The sequence below is a fragment of the Aquabacter sediminis genome (assembly GCF_028863665.1).
In the GTDB taxonomy this organism is placed as follows: domain Bacteria; phylum Pseudomonadota; class Alphaproteobacteria; order Rhizobiales; family Xanthobacteraceae; genus L1I39.
On record NZ_JARBFX010000002.1, the window covers coordinates 480,131 to 497,766 of the forward strand.

The 17,636-nt window shown below is 66.9% G+C and carries 12 protein-coding genes and 1 tRNA gene; 11 read left to right on the forward strand and 2 right to left on the reverse strand.

Translation table 11 applies throughout. The features are described from left to right. Positions 1-4 precede the first annotated feature (4 nt). The 10 genes from PV781_RS05175 (at position 5) to PV781_RS05220 (ending at position 10,835) form a co-directional block, all read left to right on the forward strand. Positions 5-958, forward strand: coding sequence for a branched-chain amino acid ABC transporter permease (locus PV781_RS05175; RefSeq protein WP_274774549.1), 954 nt, complete (start codon positions 5-7; stop codon positions 956-958). Then, positions 955-1,692 carry an ABC transporter ATP-binding protein gene (locus PV781_RS05180; protein WP_274774550.1) on the forward strand — a complete coding sequence of 246 codons (738 nt, stop codon included), beginning with the start codon at positions 955-957 and terminating at the stop codon, positions 1,690-1,692. Before PV781_RS05175 ends, PV781_RS05180 begins: the two co-directional genes overlap by 4 nt. Next, the gene (locus tag PV781_RS05185; RefSeq protein WP_274774551.1) at positions 1,679-2,386 is read left to right on the forward strand and encodes an ABC transporter ATP-binding protein; all 708 of its coding nucleotides are present in this window, start codon (positions 1,679-1,681) and stop codon (positions 2,384-2,386) included. Before PV781_RS05180 ends, PV781_RS05185 begins: the two co-directional genes overlap by 14 nt. A 24-nt stretch (positions 2,387-2,410) precedes the next feature. Further along, positions 2,411-3,727: an aspartate aminotransferase family protein gene (locus PV781_RS05190; protein ID WP_274774552.1), complete on the forward strand. Its 1,317-nt coding sequence runs from the start codon at positions 2,411-2,413 to the stop codon at positions 3,725-3,727. Between the two features lie 97 nt (positions 3,728-3,824). After that, complete coding sequence (locus PV781_RS05195; protein ID WP_274774553.1) at positions 3,825-5,486, forward strand: hydantoinase B/oxoprolinase family protein; 1,662 nt, start codon at positions 3,825-3,827, stop codon at positions 5,484-5,486. A 2-nt stretch (positions 5,487-5,488) separates the two neighbouring features. After that, on the forward strand, positions 5,489-7,540 hold the full coding sequence (locus PV781_RS05200) for a hydantoinase/oxoprolinase family protein (protein WP_274774684.1): 2,052 nt from the start codon (positions 5,489-5,491) through the stop codon (positions 7,538-7,540). Positions 7,541-8,132: 592 nt separating this feature from the next. Next, on the forward strand, positions 8,133-9,158 hold the full coding sequence (locus PV781_RS05205; RefSeq protein WP_274774554.1) for a LacI family DNA-binding transcriptional regulator: 1,026 nt from the start codon (positions 8,133-8,135) through the stop codon (positions 9,156-9,158). A 106-nt stretch (positions 9,159-9,264) separates the two neighbouring features. Then, positions 9,265-9,933, forward strand: a complete 669-nt coding sequence (locus PV781_RS05210) for a GntR family transcriptional regulator (RefSeq protein ID WP_274774555.1) — start codon at positions 9,265-9,267, stop codon at positions 9,931-9,933. 87 nt (positions 9,934-10,020) lie between these two features. After that, on the forward strand, positions 10,021-10,587 hold the full coding sequence (locus PV781_RS05215; protein ID WP_274774556.1) for a biotin transporter BioY: 567 nt from the start codon (positions 10,021-10,023) through the stop codon (positions 10,585-10,587). 171 nt (positions 10,588-10,758) lie between these two features. Beyond that, positions 10,759-10,835, forward strand: a tRNA-Pro gene (locus tag PV781_RS05220). Positions 10,836-11,149: 314 nt separating this feature from the next. On the opposite strand, the gene PV781_RS05225 is transcribed toward PV781_RS05220, so the two are convergent. Both PV781_RS05225 and PV781_RS05230 read right to left on the reverse strand, forming a co-directional pair. After that, positions 11,150-12,412, reverse strand: coding sequence for a porin (locus PV781_RS05225; protein WP_274774557.1), 1,263 nt, complete (start codon positions 12,410-12,412; stop codon positions 11,150-11,152). A 249-nt stretch (positions 12,413-12,661) separates the two neighbouring features. Then, entirely contained in the window at positions 12,662-14,092 is a 1,431-nt protein-coding gene (locus tag PV781_RS05230) for a porin (protein ID WP_274774558.1), read from the reverse strand. Between the two features lie 538 nt (positions 14,093-14,630). Here PV781_RS05230 and PV781_RS05235 point away from each other — a divergent pair. After that, entirely contained in the window at positions 14,631-17,441 is a 2,811-nt protein-coding gene (locus PV781_RS05235; RefSeq protein ID WP_274774559.1) for a tetratricopeptide repeat protein, read from the forward strand. The last annotated feature ends 195 nt before the right edge of the window (positions 17,442-17,636 follow it).

Consider the following 17,636-nt stretch of genomic DNA (forward strand, 5'->3'; position numbering starts at 1 on the left):
GCGGATGCGCCATCCCCTCCTCGCCGCCCTTGTCATCCTCGTTCTTGGCGGGTTGCTTTCCCTGGTGCTCGCCGACTACAGGCTGCGGCTCCTGAATGTGTCGGTGATCTCCGCCATCGCCGTCATCGGCTTCAATTTCGCCTTCGGCCTGGCCGGCCTGATCTCGCTGGGCAGTGCCGCCTTCGTGGGGTTCGGCGCCTATACGCTGGCCATCCTGACCACCACGGCAGGCTGGTCGCCCTGGCTGGCCATGATCGTCGCCATCGTGGTGACCACGCTCTTCGCGGCGATCATCGGCACGCCATTGCTGCGGCTGAAGGGGCACTATCTGGCGCTGGCGACGCTCGGGCTGAATGTCAGCTTCACCATCGTGGCCACCAATTGGATCAGCCTCACCGGCGGCACCAACGGCATTTCCAACATTCCGGGGCTGAGCCTTGCGGGCTTCGCCTTCGATGACGAGCGGCGCTTCCTGTGGCTCGCCCTTTTCTTCCTGGCGCTCTGCGCGGCCATCGCCATCGCGCTCCAGCACTCCCGTCATGGCCGCGCCATGATGGCGGTGCGCGACGACGAGACCGCCGCGCGCATGATCGGCATCGACGTGACGCGGGTGAAGATCGCGGCGCTGTGCCTGTCGGCGGCGTTCGCCGGCCTCGCCGGCGTCTTGTTCGCCACCCACATGCGCTTCGTGGCGCCGGAGGATTTCAACTACGCCCACTCCATCGTCTATCTGGCGATGCTGATCGTGGGCGGCGAGGGGTCCGTGGCGGGGGCCATCATCGGCGCGGTGCTGCTGACCTTCCTGCCGGAATGGCTGCGCTTCCTGGGCGACGCTTACCTCGCCTTCTTCGGCCTGATGCTGCTCCTGATCCTCATCTTCCTTCCCACCGGTCTCGTCGGTCTGGTCGGCCGCGTGCGGGACCTCGCGAAGAAGACTGCGAAGAGGTCGACGCCATGACATTGCTCCAGGCGCGCGCAATCTCGAAGCGATATGGCGGGCTGATGGCCCTGACCGACGTGGACTTCACCGTTGCGGCGGGGGAATTCGTCGCCGTCATCGGCCCCAATGGGGCGGGCAAGTCCACCTTCCTGAATGTGCTGACAGGGCTCGACCTCCCAACCACCGGCACGGTCCACTTTGATGGCCGGGACATCACCCGCACGCCCACCCACGGCCGCATCCGGGCGGGCCTCGGGCGCACCTTCCAGCATGGCCGGCTGTTTCCGCGCCTCACGGTGCTGGAGAACGTGATGACCGGCGCGGCCATCCAGCCCCGCCGCAGCGAACGCCAGTTGCGGGAGGACTCGCTCGCGATCCTCGCCCGCATGGGCCTTGCCGACGCGGCGGACCGCATGGTGGGCGCCCTCTCCTATGGCCAGCGCCGCATGGTGGAATTGTGCCGGGCGCTCGCTTGCGGCCCCCGCCTCCTCCTCCTCGACGAGCCGGCCGCCGGTCTCAATTTGGGAGAAGTGGAACTGCTGATGGAGCGCCTCACGGCGCTGCGGGCGGAGCACAGCCTCGCCGTGGTCCTCATCGAGCACAATATGGGCATGGTCATGCGGCTCGCCGAGCGCATCCTGGTGCTGAATTTCGGCTGCCGCATCGCCGAGGGTACGCCGGCGCAGGTGCAGAGCGATCCCGCCGTCCTGTCCGCTTATCTCGGGGAGGGCTACAGCCATGCTGGCGACTGAAAACCTGGTGGTCGCCTATGGCGGCAATGTCGCGCTGCACGGTCTCTCCCTCCATGTGAGGGCAGGCGAGACGGTGGCGCTGATCGGCGCCAATGGCGCGGGCAAGACCACCTTGCTGCGGGCCATATCGGGGCTCAACCCCGTCGCCTCCGGCGCCATCCTGTTCGAAGGACGCGCCATTACAGGTCTCGCAAGCGAAAAGCGCGTGAAGCTCGGCATCGCCCAGGCGCCCGAGGGGCGGCGGATCTTTCCCGGGCTCACGGTGGAAGAAAATCTCATCCTCGGCGCCACACCCTGGCGGCGGATGGGCCAATCGGTGGCCGACGATCTGGCTCAGGTGTTCGATCTCTTCCCGCGCCTGAAGGAGCGCCGCGTCCAGCTCGGCTGGTCACTGTCGGGCGGCGAGCAGCAGATGCTGGCCATCGGCCGGGCCATCATGGCCCGCCCGCGCCTTTTGCTGCTGGATGAACCCTCCCTTGGCCTCGCCCCGCGCCTCGCGGAAGAGGTCTATGAGCGCATCCGGCAGATCGCCGCCGCGGGCCTCACCATCCTGGTGGTGGAGCAGAACACCGTGCTCGCGCTTGCGGTCGCCGACCGCGGCTATGTGCTGGAAAACGGCCGCATCGCCGCCGAAGGCAGCGCCCCATCCCTCCGGCAGGACGACCGCGTCCGCCAAGCCTATCTCGGCCGCTGAACCGGCGCCGACGGAGTGTCATCCATGACCTATCCCGACCCCTCCTCCCGCTCCCAGGCCCTCTATAACCGCGCCCTGAAGAGCCTGCCCGGCGGCAATACCCGCACCACCGTCTTCATGAAGCCCTATCCGGTCTATGCGGCACGGGGCGAAGGCTGCCGGGTGATCGATGTGGACGGCGTATCGCGCATCGACTGCATCAACAATTTCACTGCCGGCATCCATGGCCACGCCCATCCGCGCCTGGTGGAGGCGGCCACCCGGCAGATCGCGCTCGGCAGCGCCTTCGGTATGCCCACCGAGGCGGAGATCGACCTCGCCGAACTGCTCGCCGAACGCCTCGACAGCGTCGACCATGTGCGCTTCTGCAATTCCGGCACCGAGGCGGTGATGATGGCGCTGAAAGCGGCGCGCGCCTATACGGGCCGCGCCCGCATCGCCAAGTGCGAGGGGGCCTATCACGGCTCCTATGACTATGCCGAAGTGAGCCTCGATCCCGGCCCGGAAACCTGGGGAGCCAATGCGCCGGTCTCTGTGGCCTATGCCAAGGGCACGCCGCCCAACGTGCTCGCCGACACCCTCACCTTGCCCTTTAACGATGTGGACGCGGCGGTCAGCCTCATCCGGGAACATGGGCAGGACCTTGCCTGCATCCTGGTGGACCCCATGCCCAACCGGGCGGGCCTGGTGCCGGCGGACCGGGCCTATCTTGAGGCCCTGCGGGAGGTGTCCCGCGAAGTGGGCGCCCTTCTCATCTTCGACGAGGTCATCACCTTCCGCCTTGGCTACAAGGGGGCGCAGGGCCTGTGGGGCATCCGGCCGGATCTGACCACTCTCGGCAAGATCATCGGCGGCGGCTTTCCCGTGGGCGCGGTGTCGGGTGGGGCTGAGTTCATGGCCGTGTTCGATCCCACCTCCGGCAAGCCGGCCTTGCCCCATGGCGGCACCTTCTCGGCCAATCCGGTCACCATGCGGGCCGGCCATGCGGCCATGGAGATGCTGGATGAGGCCGCCTTCGCCCGCCTCGATGCCATCGGCGAGCGCATGCGCGCCGGCACCAACGAAGCCTTCGCCCGTCATGGCGTGCCTGGCCGCGCGGTGGGTCTCGGCTCGCTGGCCAAGATCCATTTCACCGACCGGCCAGTGCGCGATTATCGCAGCGCCTACCAGACCCCGCAGGAAGCCGCACGCCTCGCCCGCTTCAATCTGGGCCTCCTGAATCGAGGGGTGCTCGCGGCCGGCTATGGCCTCTTTGCCCTCTCGACCCCCATGAGCGACGGCGATCTCGACCACATCGTCGAAGCCATCTCGGCCTCCATCGCCGACGTGGCGGCCATGTAATCTCATCCCCCAAGTCCCGCTTGCAACCGATGCGCGAGGGCCGCGGCGTCCCACCGGACGCCGGATGCCCGTGCACACGCGACGAAAAGGCATGCCCATGTCGACCGCGGTCGATCCCATCACGCGCTCCGTCGTCCAGCACCGTCTCTCCTCCATCGTGGCGGAGATGGGGGAGGCGATGCTGCGGACCTCCTATTCCCAGATCCTCAATTCCAGCCGCGACTTCTCCATCGGCATCTGCGACACCCGCTCCCGGCTGATCGCCCAGGCGGACCATATCCCCGTCCATGTGGGCGCCCTGCCTTGGGCGACGCGGGCGGTGGAGGCGCGGTTCGACGACATCGCCCCCGGCGACGTGTTCCTGCTGAACGACCCCTATCATGGCGGCAGTCATCTGCCGGACCTCACCGCCTTCGTCCCCGTGTTCGCGCAGGGCCGGCGCATGCTGTGGACCATCGTGCGCGCCCACCAGAGCGACATCGGCGGCGCCACCCATGGCGGCTATAATCCGCAGGCCAGCGAAATCTGGCAGGAGGGCCTGCGCGTGCCCCCCGTCCGGCTCTATGACGCGGGCAAGCTGCGGGCGGACTTTCTCGACCTCTTGGCCCTCAATGTGCGCAATCCCCGCGACTTCCGGGGCGACCTTGCCGCCATGGTTGGGGCCGCGCACCTCGGCCAGCGCCAGCTCGAAAAGCTGTTCGCCGAGTTCGGGCTCGACATGGTGGAGCGCGCTGTGGAGGCCATCCTGGACGCCGCCGAGCACCAGACCCGCACGGTGGTGGCCGGCTGGCGGGACGGCGTCTTCGAAGGTGAGGCTTTCCTCGACGATGACGGCCACACCCGCACGGACCTGCGAATCGCCGCTCGCGTCACCAAGTCGGGAAGCGACATTGAGGTGGACCTCACCCAGTCCGATCCGCAAACGGACCGGTTCGTGAATTCCTCCCACGCCAATACCCAGGCGGCCGTGGCCATGGCGTTCGCCTATCTCATCGACCCGCAGACGCCCAAGAATGACGGCGCGCTCCGCCCGCTGAAGGTGGTTCTGAAGCAAGGCACCATCGTGTGGGCCGATCCCGGCCGCCCCGTGACCATGTGCACCAGCCATCCCTCCAACGAGATCGTGGAGGCGGTCATCAAGGCCATGGCCCAATGCTGCCCGGACCGGGCCATGGCGGGCTGGAGCCGGCGCTTCCGCGTGGCGATCCAGGGAGAGGATCCGCGCAACGGCCGCCCCTTCATCTGGCACATGTTCCAGGCCCGGCCAGGGGGTGGCGCCTCGCCGGGGGGCGATGGATGGTCGTCCATTGGCGAATGGCACACGGTGGGCGGCATCAAGTTCGGCCCCATCGAGGTGGCCGAGGCGCGTTTTCCTCTGCATTTCCGCCACCACGAGTTTCGCCCGGATTCCGGGGGACGTGGACAGCACCGCGGCGGCCTCGGCGTGGCGCTCGATTTGGTGCTGGAGACAGAGAAGCCCGCGCTCGCCAACACCGCCGGCGACGGCGCGCGCCACGGCGCCTGCGGCCTCCAGGGTGGCGAGGACGGCGTGCCTCACGCCTATCGCCTCCTCTCTGAGGGCCACCCGCCCCGGCCGTTGAAGACCAAGGAAGTGGGCATCGAGCTTCGCCCGGGCGACATGCTGGAAATCCGCTCGGCCGGCGGGGGCGGATGGGGACCGGCGGAGAAGCGGGCGGCGGCGGCGCACGCGCGCGATCTGGCCCAGGGCCTTGTTACGATCACCCGGAAGGAACAGTGACCATGTACGCCATCGGCATCGATGTGGGCGGCACCTTCACGGATCTGGTGGTGATCGGCCCCGACCGCAAGGCCGTCTTTGCGAAGGCGCCCTCCACCCCAGCCGACCAGTCCGTGGGGGTCATGGCTGGTCTTGAGGACCTGGCGGCGAGGGTCGGCCTGACGCGCGCGGACCTGTTGTCGCGCACGTCACGGCTCGTCCACGGCACGACGGTGGCCACCAACGCGCTTCTGGAGCGCAAGGGCGCGAAGGTGGCGTTGCTGACCACGCATGGCCATCGCGATGTGCTGGAAATGCGGGAGGGACTGAAGGGCGACCGCTACGACCTGCGCACGCCCCCGCCGGAACCGCTGGTGCCGCGCGAGCTGCGCCTGGGCGTTCGGGAGCGCATCGGGCCGGACGGCGCAGTGCGCATTCCCCTCGATCCCGCCTCCCTGGGAGAGGCGATCGAAGCCGTCAAGCGCTCGGGGGCCACCTCTGTGGCGGTCTGCTATCTCCACGCCTATCGCAACCCCGCCCATGAGATCGAGACGGTGGAGCGCCTGAAGCGCGAACTGCCCGGCCTCTATGTGTCCCGCTCCAGCGATGTGTGGCCGCAGATCAAGGAATATGAGCGGGTCTCCACCACCGTGGTCAATTCCTATGTGGGTCCGGCGGTGCAGCTTTATCTGCGCAATCTGGAGCGCAGCCTCGCCGAGGCAGGTTTTTCGGGATCGCTTTTCATCATCCTGTCCCACGGCGGCATGGCGCCCGTGGAGGAGGCGGCGCGGCTGGCGGCCGGCACGGCGCTTTCCGGCCCGGCGGGCGGCATTTCCGGTTGCCGGCGCTGCGCCGAGCTGCTCGGCATCGCCGACCTCATCCCCTTCGACATGGGCGGCACCAGCACCGACATCTCGTTGATTGCCGATGGCCGCGCCATGCTGACCGCCGATGCCGGACTGGCGGGCCAACGCATCGCCCTGCGCAGCCTCGACATTGCCAGCATCGCGGCGGGGGGTGGTTCCATCGCCGCAGTGGATGCCGGCGGCACGCTGCATGTGGGCCCGGCCAGTGCCGGCTCCCAACCCGGCCCGGCCGCCTACGGGAACGGGGGGACGGCGCCCACCGTCACCGACGCCAATGTGGTGCTGGGCACGCTGGATCCCGACGCCTTCATGGGCGGTCGGCGGCGACTGGACACGGAGGCGGCGGCCGCGGCCGTCGACACCATCGGCACCGCCCTCGGCATTTCGCGAGACGCGGCGGCGGCCGGCATCTACCGGCTGGTCAACCTGTCCATGGCGGATGGCATTCGCCTGATGACCCTGCGCCGGGGCGTCGACCCCCGCCGGTTCGCCATGGTCAGCTTCGGCGGCGCCGCTGGCCTTCATGCGGTCGAAGTGGCGCGCGAACTGGAAATCCCCCGCGTGGTCGTCCCGGTTGCGGCTTCCGTGCTGTCCGCCTGGGGCATGCTGGCCAGCGACCTGCGCTACGAGGTCAGCCGCACCAGCATCGACACGGGCGAGGCGGACCGGGCCGGCGCCATTCGGGCGGTCTTCCAAGAGCTCGAAGAGACCGCCCGCGCCCGCATGCAAGCCTGGTACGACGGGCCGGTCCGGCTCGAGCGCTCGGCCGAGATGCGCTATGGCGAGCAGGTGTTCGAGATTGACGTGGACCTGGACGGCCTGGATCTTGCCGCGCCCGACTTCCTCGCGCAGATGGACGCCCGCTTCCATCGCCGGCATGAGGAGCTCTACACCTACGCCGCTCCGAACCAGGAGGTCGTCTTCGTGAACGCCCGTGTCTCGGCGGTAGGAACGGTGCCGAATGTGAGCGAGGATAACGGGTCAGCCCCGATGGCGGGGATGCCTCCCATCCATGCCACGCGCGAAATCCGCTTTCCGACCCAAATGCGCGTGCCGGTCTATCGATTCGAGGACCTGCGCCCCGGCCATGCGGTGGAGGGGCCGGCCCTGGTTGTGTCGGAGACAACCACAGTCCTGATCGGCGTCCCCGATAGGCTTCGGGTGAATGCGCTCGGCTGGCTGGACATCCAGGTGGGAAAAGGTGCCTGACCATCCAAATGATGGGCGCACCGGAACGGGTCGAACCTGACATGGAGAACGAGCCCGGTCCGGCGGGGATCCCCGCACTGGACCAGGCTCAACGGCTTTGAAGGCGTCTCCCCTCGGGTCGCGGGTCAACCCGGTTGGATCATCCTCAATTCCGTGGTCCGCAGTTGGCGTGCCCTGCGGTCCGTTCCTTGCGCAACCTCACGCCGGGGGTGCGCGCAGGATGCCGGTGTCCAAGGCGCCCCCACCCTTGAACTCGACCCACCTCGCCCGTTCGGCCGCCTCTCCAAAGGCGTACGATCGGGGCCGTGCGCCAGCCCGTCATCGCGCCAGCCCATAGCCTGGAAGAGCGCGGCGATCTCGGAATATATTATTAGTTGCAAGGTGATCGCAGATAAGGCCGCCCGCTGGACCCGCTCGATCACCACACGTTCCGCCCGCTGTGACCCGTGCCGACACAAGGGCGGGGACACGCTCGGCATGAGCGCGTGCGGAGCAATATCGGGAACGTTCCTGCAACGGTCCCACATTGTATCTTGTGCAGATGGATCCACACTCGTTAAGTGAGTTCGGCTGATGGGATGGAGAAGGCGGCTTGGACGAGGAGGCAAACGAGCGACACGGGCGGGTCACCATACATGACGTGGCTGCGGCCGCCGGCGTCTCCAAGTCGACGGTCTCCCGCATTCTGGATGAACGCCTGCCCCGTTCCGAGAGCGACACGGCGCGGCGCGTGCGCGAAGTGGCGACACGGCTCGGCTATGTGCGCGATGTGTCCGCCGCCAGCCTTAGGCGCGGACAGACCAACACCATCGGCGTCATCGTGCCTCGCCTCACCGACACGGTCATGGCGATGCTCTACGAGGCCCTGGCGCGGGCCTGCGCCCGCTCGGGCCGCTTCGCCATCGTGGCCACCACCGAGGACGAGCCGCACGCGGACCGCACCGCCGCCCAGACGTTGCTTCAACGGGGAGTCGACGGGCTGGTGCTCTCCACGGCGCGGGAAGGCGATGACTTTGCAGGCGAGCTGGCCGACCGCGGGGTTCCGTTCGTGCTGGCCCTGCGCAGCGATGGGCGCAGCCTTGCATCAGTCGGGGATGATCGCCTGGGCGGCTATCTCGCCACCCGCCACCTTCTCGACCTCGGCCACCGGCGCATCGGCATCATTGCCGGGCCGGGCTATGCCTCCTCCAGCAAGGGGCGCCTTGAAGGTTATGAGCAGGCGCTGCGGGAGGCGGGCGTTCCGCTCGATCCGGCGCTGGTGGTGGAATCCACCTTCGGAATCGATTCGGGGGCGGAGGCGGCCGAACGGCTGATGGACCTGCCGCAGCCACCCACCGCGCTCTTCGCGGTGAACGACAACACCGCCATCGGCGCCCTCTCCACCCTCGCTCGGCGCGGGCTCTCGGTGCCGGGAGATGTGTCACTGGTGGGCTATAACGACATTCCCATTGTCAGCCGCCTGCCCATTCCGCTCACCACTGTGCGCGTGCCCTTCGACCAGATCGCAAGCGCCGCGCTGGAACTGATGACCCGCCCCCCGGACATGGCCGGCGCACGCCTCCGCATTGCCGCCCCCACACTGATCCCCCGACGCTCCACCGCTTCGCCCCGCCGGTGAGACCCGGACCGGTCGGGGCGCTGCCGGTCCAGACGAACTGGCGGCGAGAGGTCTTTATCTATAATCCTCCCTCCACTCCCGCTGACAGGGCGCATTGGAGAGGGACATGCCGCCGGACACCCAGGAGACACGGGCCGCCCGCATCAGCCGCATTCTGGCGGAGCGGATCATTTCCGGGGAGATCGAGCCCGGCGCGCGACTGCGGCAGGACCATGTGGCGGAGGAATTCGGCGCCAGCCACGTGCCGGTTCGGGAAGCCTTCCGCCGCCTGGAGGCCCAAGGTCTGGCGGTGAGCGAGCCGCGCCGGGGCGTGCGGGTGGCAGCCTTCGATCTGGCAGAAGTGAAGGAAGTGGCGCAGATGCGCGCCGCCCTTGAGGTTCTGGCCCTGCGACACGCCGCTCTCAGGCTGAGCCCGTCGGACCTCGACGCGGCGGAAGATGCCGCCCGCGCCTGCGACAATTCCAGCGATGTGCGGGCCTTCGAGGAGGCCAATCGGCGCTTTCACCGCCTCATCGTCACGCCGTGCGGCATGGGGCGCCTGCTGACAACCATCGACGACCTGCATGCGGCCAGCGCCCGCTTCCTGTTCGCCGCATGGCGCTCCAACTGGGAGGCCCGCACCGACCACGACCATCGCGCCATCCTCGCGGCCTTGCGCAAGGGGGAGGTGGACGGCGCCTGCGCGATCCTGGCTCGTCATGTCCAGTGGATCGGCCATCGGCCCGTTGCGGGAAAGGGTGGTGCCGCCCGGGATGTCTTCGCCATCGTCGGCTGATTATCTATAGTTTAATTGCTTTTCAGGGCGATCATCTGCCTTCATCATAGAGAGGATAGATTTTTATCTATAGTTTGAGGAGAGCCCATGCACCCGTCCCTCACCCAATCGCCCGCGGCCTGGCGCATCACTGCCCGGCAGGGCCTTGCCCTGATCGCCGGAGTGGCGCTGCTGACGCTGAGCGCCAAGATTCGCATTCCCCTCGGCCCGGTTCCGATCACCCTCCAGACCTTCGCCGTTCTGGCACTGGCGACGACGCTCGGGCCTCGCCTCGCCGTGGCGACGATGCTCGCCTATCTCGGCGCGGGCGCCGCCGGCTTGCCCGTGTTCGCCGGCACGCCGGAACGCGGCATTGGCCTTGCCTATATGATGGGTCCCACCGCCGGCTATCTGGCGGGCTTCCTCGTGGCCACCGTCGTGACCAGCCGCGCCGCGGAAGGCCGGGGTCTTCTGGGCCGGACGGCCGCGATGCTGGCCGGTGTGGCCGCCATTTATGGCCTCGGCCTGTCCTGGCTTGCGCTCTATGTGCCGGCTGACAAGCTGCTCGCCTTCGGCTTTACGCCCTTCATCATCGGCGATCTCGTGGAGGCCGCCCTTGCCGCCGGCTTGACCCTCGTGGTTTCTCGCGAAGCGATCGCCCGCCTGATGCGCTGAGCCATCAGCCCCGCAAAGGGGCCGGGGAGAGGCGCGCATTTCACATGCCCCCTCCCCTGCCCCAAATTGGCGTGCGTGTGTTGCGCGCGCCGATCTGACCTGCTCCCCACCGATTGGCCTTGCACGCAGCGCCTTGAAAAAGTAAGCACGGTCCACGCCTTGTCGGCCTGTCGGAGCATAGCGCAGCCTGGTAGCGCATCTGCTTTGGGAGCAGAGGGTCGCAGGTTCAAATCCTGCTGCTCCGACCACCACTTCGGCACATGAGCGCTGCCCGTTCACAGCCCTTTCGGGGATAAGGGCGCCCCACGTGCCGCGCCTGCGCGCATGATGGCCGCGCCTTTGCCCGATCTCTCAGCCTGATCAACGGGTCATATCGGCAACAGCGGCGCGGCTTGCGCTGGCGGCATCCCGCGCTTCATTCGATGGAAGAGCCGATCTTTCCCCTCCACGGCGCAGCAGGAGGTCGCCTTTCCCTTGGGCCAGCCCCATCGCCCGAACAAACGAAAACGAGCGACCCTTTCGGGCCGCCCGTTGCGCAAGGATGCAAGAGACCTCAGGCAGATCAGAAGGTGCGGGCAAACATCAGGAGCACCTGATGGGCCTTCTGCGAGGAGACCGGCAAGCCGTAGCCGGTGTCCACATAACCATTCGCCTGCCACACATTGTAGTCGTACTGCAGGGTGATCGCGAGCGGCTCCACCGGGGACCAGGTGAGGTTGGCGCCCACATTGTAGTTGGTGCCGCTCGTGGCGCCGTACGCCACCTGTGCGGTGGGGTCGTTGAGATCGAACCGCGCATAGCCGCCAAACACGGCGGTGTTCCACTTCTCGTTCCAATTGTGCAGCAACTGGCCGACGATGTTCCAGCCGCTCACGCGCGAGAGCGAGCCATTGGCGTTGATGTAGGCATCCGGCGGCTGGAACTCGCCGCTGGCATTGATGAGACCGAGATAGGAGATGGCGCCGTCCACATAGGCCGACTGCAGGTAGAGATTGTCACCCTCACCCAGGAAGGGAAGGTTGAACATCACGCCGGCCTGCAAGGCATAGCCCCAGGAGCTGGTGGTTGGCCCGAGGAAGTCGGCCGTGGTGGAAGCGACCACCTGGTGCAAAGCGCCGGACAGCTGCCACTGGCCCCACTTGCCCTCCTGGCCGAAGGCACCGACGAATTCCGGCATGCGCGCGCCGGTCTGGTAATTGTCGGTGACGTCCGGCCAAGCGGGATCGGAGGGAGACACGCCGCTATTGCGGACGGAGGCGTCTTCCAGCGATGCCTTGGCCACGAAACCGTTGGCAAATTCCCAGGTGTAGCCGGCCAAGGTGATGCGGGTGTCGTCGCCGATGGTGGCCGGATCGGTACCCATCACGTTGGCGTTGGCGTAGAAATCAAAGAAAGACTGGGCGTAGCCGAAGGTGAAACCCGCGAACTGGATATAGATGTTCCAGGGTGCCACTTCGGAGGTGTTGGGTCCATCGGAGAACATGTCCGAGGTCCGCCAGCGCAAACGCACGTCCATATAGGCACGCAGGGTGCCGTAGTCTGTCGCCGTGCGCGAATCCACCTGCAGGCCGAAGGTGGCGATGGAATAGGTCTTGTTATAATTGCTGGGATAATCGGTATAGGTATTATAATAACCTTCAGCCCAGGTGTATCCGCCGATCTTGAGGCAGGTGTCGCTACCGGGAACATAATAGAAGCCCGGTCCCTCGGCGGTGCACTGGCGCACATAAGTGGCCCCTGCCGCCTTCACCGGAAGGTCGGCCGCCACAACGGCCGTGGACGCAACGCTCGCCGCCACAGCAAGCCCCAGTCCCCGAATGTTCATGATAACCCCCAAGCCTCGCCCGTCCCGCAAAGGGAATACACTCTGGCGAACCAAATCAACTGCCAAGCTAATATGACACTTTATCTGAGGTTGCACAGCACGATTCAAGTGCCAAACCACACTTTTGATATATTATAACATTTAGAAACAAGCAAGGCCCAAGAACAGCGTACAGAACCACGTCCGCTAGACAATAAAAAACCCCGGCGATTGCTCGCCGGGGTTCTTCCTGAGACCAGAAAGACTGGATCAGAAGTTGCGCTGGGCGCGGATGCCGCCCGACCACACGTCGGTGGAGCCACCGGCGATCGTGGTGGGAACCGTGGAGGCATTGCCACCGCGGGCGTAGAGCGGCGAGTCGCCGTCGACCTTGGAGTAGAGGACTTCCACACCGAGGTCGAGGTTCTTGACCGGCGACCAGATGGTGTTGGCGCCGACCTGCCACATCTGGGTGCTGTAGGCGTTGAGGGTGTTGTAGGGCACGTCCACGGAGACGTAGCCACCGAACACCGCCGAACGGATGCCGGGGGTCCAGAAGTGACGGTACTGAGCCTGGATGGCCCAGCCGGACTCCTTGGAGAAGCCGGTGCCGGTCCAGATCGCGTCGGCGAGCGGGTAGTAGGCGCCGGAGATGGCGTTGGCCACGCCGCCCACGGAGATGGAGCCGAGAGCGGTCGCGCGGCCCTGGGACGTGCCAGAGAGGCCGAGGTAGCTCAGAGCGCCGTCAGCATAGTTGGCCTGGATATACAGGCTGTCGCCGGGGGAGAGCATGGGGAGCTTGAACTCCACCGAGCCACCGAGCGCCCAACCCCAGCTGTCCGTGGAGGACTGGCCGACATAAGCCACGCCGGGAACGGCGGTGGGGGTCATAGCAGCGACCTGGTGCAGGGCGCCGGAGAGCATCGCGGTACCCCAAGCCTGGTCGAGGCGCAGGTTGGCGACGATATCGGGAGCGGACTGGCCGTCCTGATAGCTGGTGTAGCCGCCGCCAGCGTTGGTGAAGGAGGCGGAGTTGTACTGGATGCCGGTGATGCGGTTGGCGGCGTCTTCCAGGGCGAGGGTCGCCGAGAAGCCGTTGCCGAACTGCGCGGTGTAGCCGAGGACGGTGGTCCACTGGTAGGAACCAGCATACAGCGTCGTCAGAGCGTAGTTGATACCGGTGTCGAAGAACGACTGGGTATAACCGAAGGTGAAGCCCGCGAACTGGATGAACGCGCGCTCGAAGTACAGGCCGGAACCAGCCGGGCTGCCTGCAGACGCCTGCGAATCCCAGTTCATGCCGAAGCGGATGTACGAACGCAGCACGCCGTAGTCGGTGGCGGTGCGGGCGTCCATGTCGAACACGGCGCGAGCGCGGGTCAGGTAGTCGGGCGAGTCCGTCGTGGAGAGCGGATAGCCAGCGACGCCGCCGCCGGGCGCGTTGAACGCGATGGCGCCGATGTTGGAGATCGCGGGGTTAAACGTGCCGACCGCGTTGATGTACGTGTCGAAACGGGCATAACCACCGATCTTGAGGCAGGTGTCGGTGCCGGGAATGTAATAGTAGCCCGCGCCGTAAGCGGAGCACACCTTCACATATTCCACAGCCTTTGCCTTCACAGGCAGATCGGCGGCCTGGGCTCCAGCCACCGCGACGAGACCCGCCGCGCTGCCGAGGAGAAGGCTCTTCACCATCTTCATCGTGACCTCCAAAAATTTTCGTTCCGAGGGAGCGAGCGCCGCTTCGGTGTGCCTGAGCACGCGAGAGAGGTTCCGCCCCGATTCCCCCCCGGCGGATTTGCGCCCATACCGGAGAGGCGACCGGGGACTGCCCCCCTTCGTCGCAAAGCCACCATACAAAAGGCCAAACCCGGATCAACGGCCGAAATGCCCGAAACCGCCTCTCCAGCCTGGATTTACGGGGAGTGTTGCAGGAATAGCACGGCCCGTGATCGCTACCTTATTACCGTAAATGCCCTTGGAAACTTAGAATTTGCCATATTTTGGAAATCACCTTTCGGAAAGCGGCCGAGGGGATTGCGCATTGCCCATGCCGGCCTGTGGACAGCTTCGCCACAGCTTCTTTTGGCCGGTCACACCGCCGCGATCCGGCGAATCAAGCTGCCCCGCCCCCTCCCCCGCCTGATAAGATCACCGATACGCGATGCCGCCCTGCCGGGTGGTCGCGGGTGACTTTGGACACGATGTCGTCCGGACAGAGAGAGTGAGTGGTGTGGGGATGAGCGAAAGCCAGGTGGATCTCATTGGAACGCAGGCCCCCACGCACGCCACCCGCTCTGATGAGGCCGCGCTTTCGCCCGGCGAACTGATGCGACATGCCGACGAGTGGATGCGGCAGCGCAATCCTGCCGAAGCTGAGCCCCTCTACCGCACAGCGCTCGAACGCGACCCTCGCCAGCTCAGGGCCTATCAGCAGCTCGCCCTTATCGCCCAGAGGCGGGGCGAGCCTGATGTCGCCCTCGACTTTCTGGAGCAGGGCCTTGCCCGCAGACCCGGCAGTGCCGCTCTCCTCCAGGCCAAGGCGCGGGCCTTGCGGGACCTGGGACGCCTGGAGGACGCGTTCGCGGCCATCCTCCCCCTGTTGGAGCAGGATCCACCGCTGGAGGCGGCCGTGATCCAAGCGGCCGAACTGGAGAGGCTCTCAGGCAACCTTCCGGCGGCCCAGGCGCGACTTGCAGCCCTCGGCCCCACCGTGCGCGGTGTGACCGCGGAGCTGATTCGGCTCGCCCGCGCCCTGCGGGATGCCGGCCGAACAGAGGAGGCGCTTGCCCTCCTGCGCGCGACTCACGCCGCGATCCCTCATGAAAGGGGTGTGCTCAACCTCTATGCCGACCTCGTGGCCGCCCAGGGCGCGGCAGCGGACCCTGAGGAATTCGAGCGGGTGATCGCGCTGCGGCTTGAAGTGGAGCCTGGGCACGTGCGCACTTTGATCACGCTCGCCGCTTGGCGCGTGGAGCAGGGGCGCCGGGAGGAGGCCGACGCGCTCCTTCGCCAGGCGAGCCTCGCCCATCCGGCCGACCCCAACCCTTACCTGCGCCGCGCCGCGCTCGCGCGCGAAGCCGACCCCACCCTCGCGCTGGCCATCCTGGAAGAGGGCCTGGCACAGGCCCCCGCCGTGGAATCGCTGGTGCGCGAGACGGCGCGCATCCTGTCCAGCCTGGGCCGCGAAGGAGAAGCGGAGGGGATGTTGCGGACCCTGGTGCCGGATGTATCGGGCGTTGGGGCCGCCTCGCTTCTTCTGAGGCTGGACCTTGCCGCCACAGTGCGACGGCAGGGCCGGCTGGACGAAGCGCGAGAGCTTCTGGGCTCCGCCTTCACCGAACAGGCCGAAGTGCGGGAAGGCTTGCGCCTGGTCAGCGACCTGCGCATCATCGGTCGGACGAGCGAGGCCCTCCAGGTGCTCCAGAGCATCCTGGCGGTCCACCCGCGCGACATCAGCGCACTTATGACCCTGTGCGGCGTCCTTCAGCGCAAGGAGGCCTTCGACGAAGCCAGGGCCGTAATCGAGCAAGTGCTGAAGATCGACCCCACCTTCGGGCGCGCCTATGCGGCCTTGGCGGACATTCAGGGGCGAACCCAGTCCGCAGCCGCCGCCCGCGCAACCCTTGAGTTGGGATTTTCCCTCTCGGCCCCGGTACCGGAGCTCTACGCGACGGCGGCCACGCTTCTGTTCGGCCGAGGGGAGGATGGAGACGCCTGGAAGCGGCTGAAGGAAGGCCTGGAACATTTCCCCACCCACCGCAGCCTTCTGCGCCTCGCCATCGACCAAAGCCAGGCGGCGGGTCGCTTCGGCGATGTCGGCCCCTGGCTTGACGCCTTGCCCGACACGCCGGAGGACCGTGCCGCGCGCCAGATCTTCCTTGCCAAGGGCGCCCTCTCCCGCCTCCAGTTCGAGGACGCCACGGCAGCATTGGCGGAGGCGGAGCGGGAAGATCCGGACAATCATCAGGTCTGGATCCAGGGCCTGCTTGCCGCCATGCCCCGCCTGCGCATCGAGGAGGCGCGGCGCGCGCAACGCCAGTTGCGCACCCTGGTGCGCGATGGGGACCCGGACCTGGTGCATTCCGCCCATCGGGTCCTGGGCTTCTATAGCGAAGTCTTCAACGACCTTTTGACCGATCCGGCCGCCATGGTCGCGGGAAGCGATGCGGTGGCACGCAATGATCTTGATCGGCTGCGAGCGGTGGTGCGGGACTTTCCCGATTCCACCGGCATCGCGGTGGCCCTGGTGGTGGCGCTGCGCCGCGCCGGCCGGCTGCCGGGACCGCGGCCGGGGCGGGCCCCCACCACCTCACCTATTCCCCGCGTCCTGCATCAGTTCTGGGACACGGCTGAAACGCCCGAGGACCTTACGCCCTTCATCGAGAGTTGGCGCGCCCTCAATCCAGGCTGGACCTGCCGCCTCTACGACATCGCCGCGGCGCAGGAAGTCCTCGCCCAGGGAATGCCGGGCCCGGTTCTCCAGGCCTTCCATGCGGCCCGCCATCCCGCGCACAAAGCAGACATCTTCCGCCTGGCCGTGCTGCTGCGGGAGGGCGGGGTCTATGCCGACGTGGACGACCGTTGCAGGGGGCCGCTCGATCGGTTGTGCGCCGGGGCGAGCCTCGTCCTGCGGCACGAAAATCTCGGCTCCATCGGCAATAATTTCATGGCTTGCCGTCCGGGCCACCCCTTCATCGGGAAGGCGCTGATGGGAGCGGTGAAGGCCACGCTCGAGGGTCATTCGGAAGCCATCTGGCTGTCCACCGGCCCAGGTCTCGTCACCCGCACCTTCGCCCAGCTTTACGTGACCGATGACGCCATGCGCGCCGAACTGGAAGCGCAGACACGCCTCCTGCCGGACTTCGTGCTGCGGAGCTTCGTCGCTTGCGGCCTCAGGGCCGTCTACAAATCCACTCAGATGCACTGGGTGCAGCAGCAGTTCGGCAGCCGTCCGAAGGCGGGGGGATCGAGCGGTCCCCAATCAGAGGAGAGCCAGGACCGGGGCCCCGAAGACACGGCGCTCATACCTCAGCGGGCCGATCCTTGAGCGGCGCGCAGACCGACGCGGTCTGCGAATCGATTGTCCGCGACTCACCTGACGCGGACAAGAAGAAGTAAGAAAGCACCGCAAGGCGCGCACCTGAGATGCCGATGCCAGTTCCACGCACCGGCGAAGCTCAACGGCAAGACTTTAAGGGGGAAGGTTTGGGTTTTCGTCTTCGCCTCAATCCCCGGGACCGGA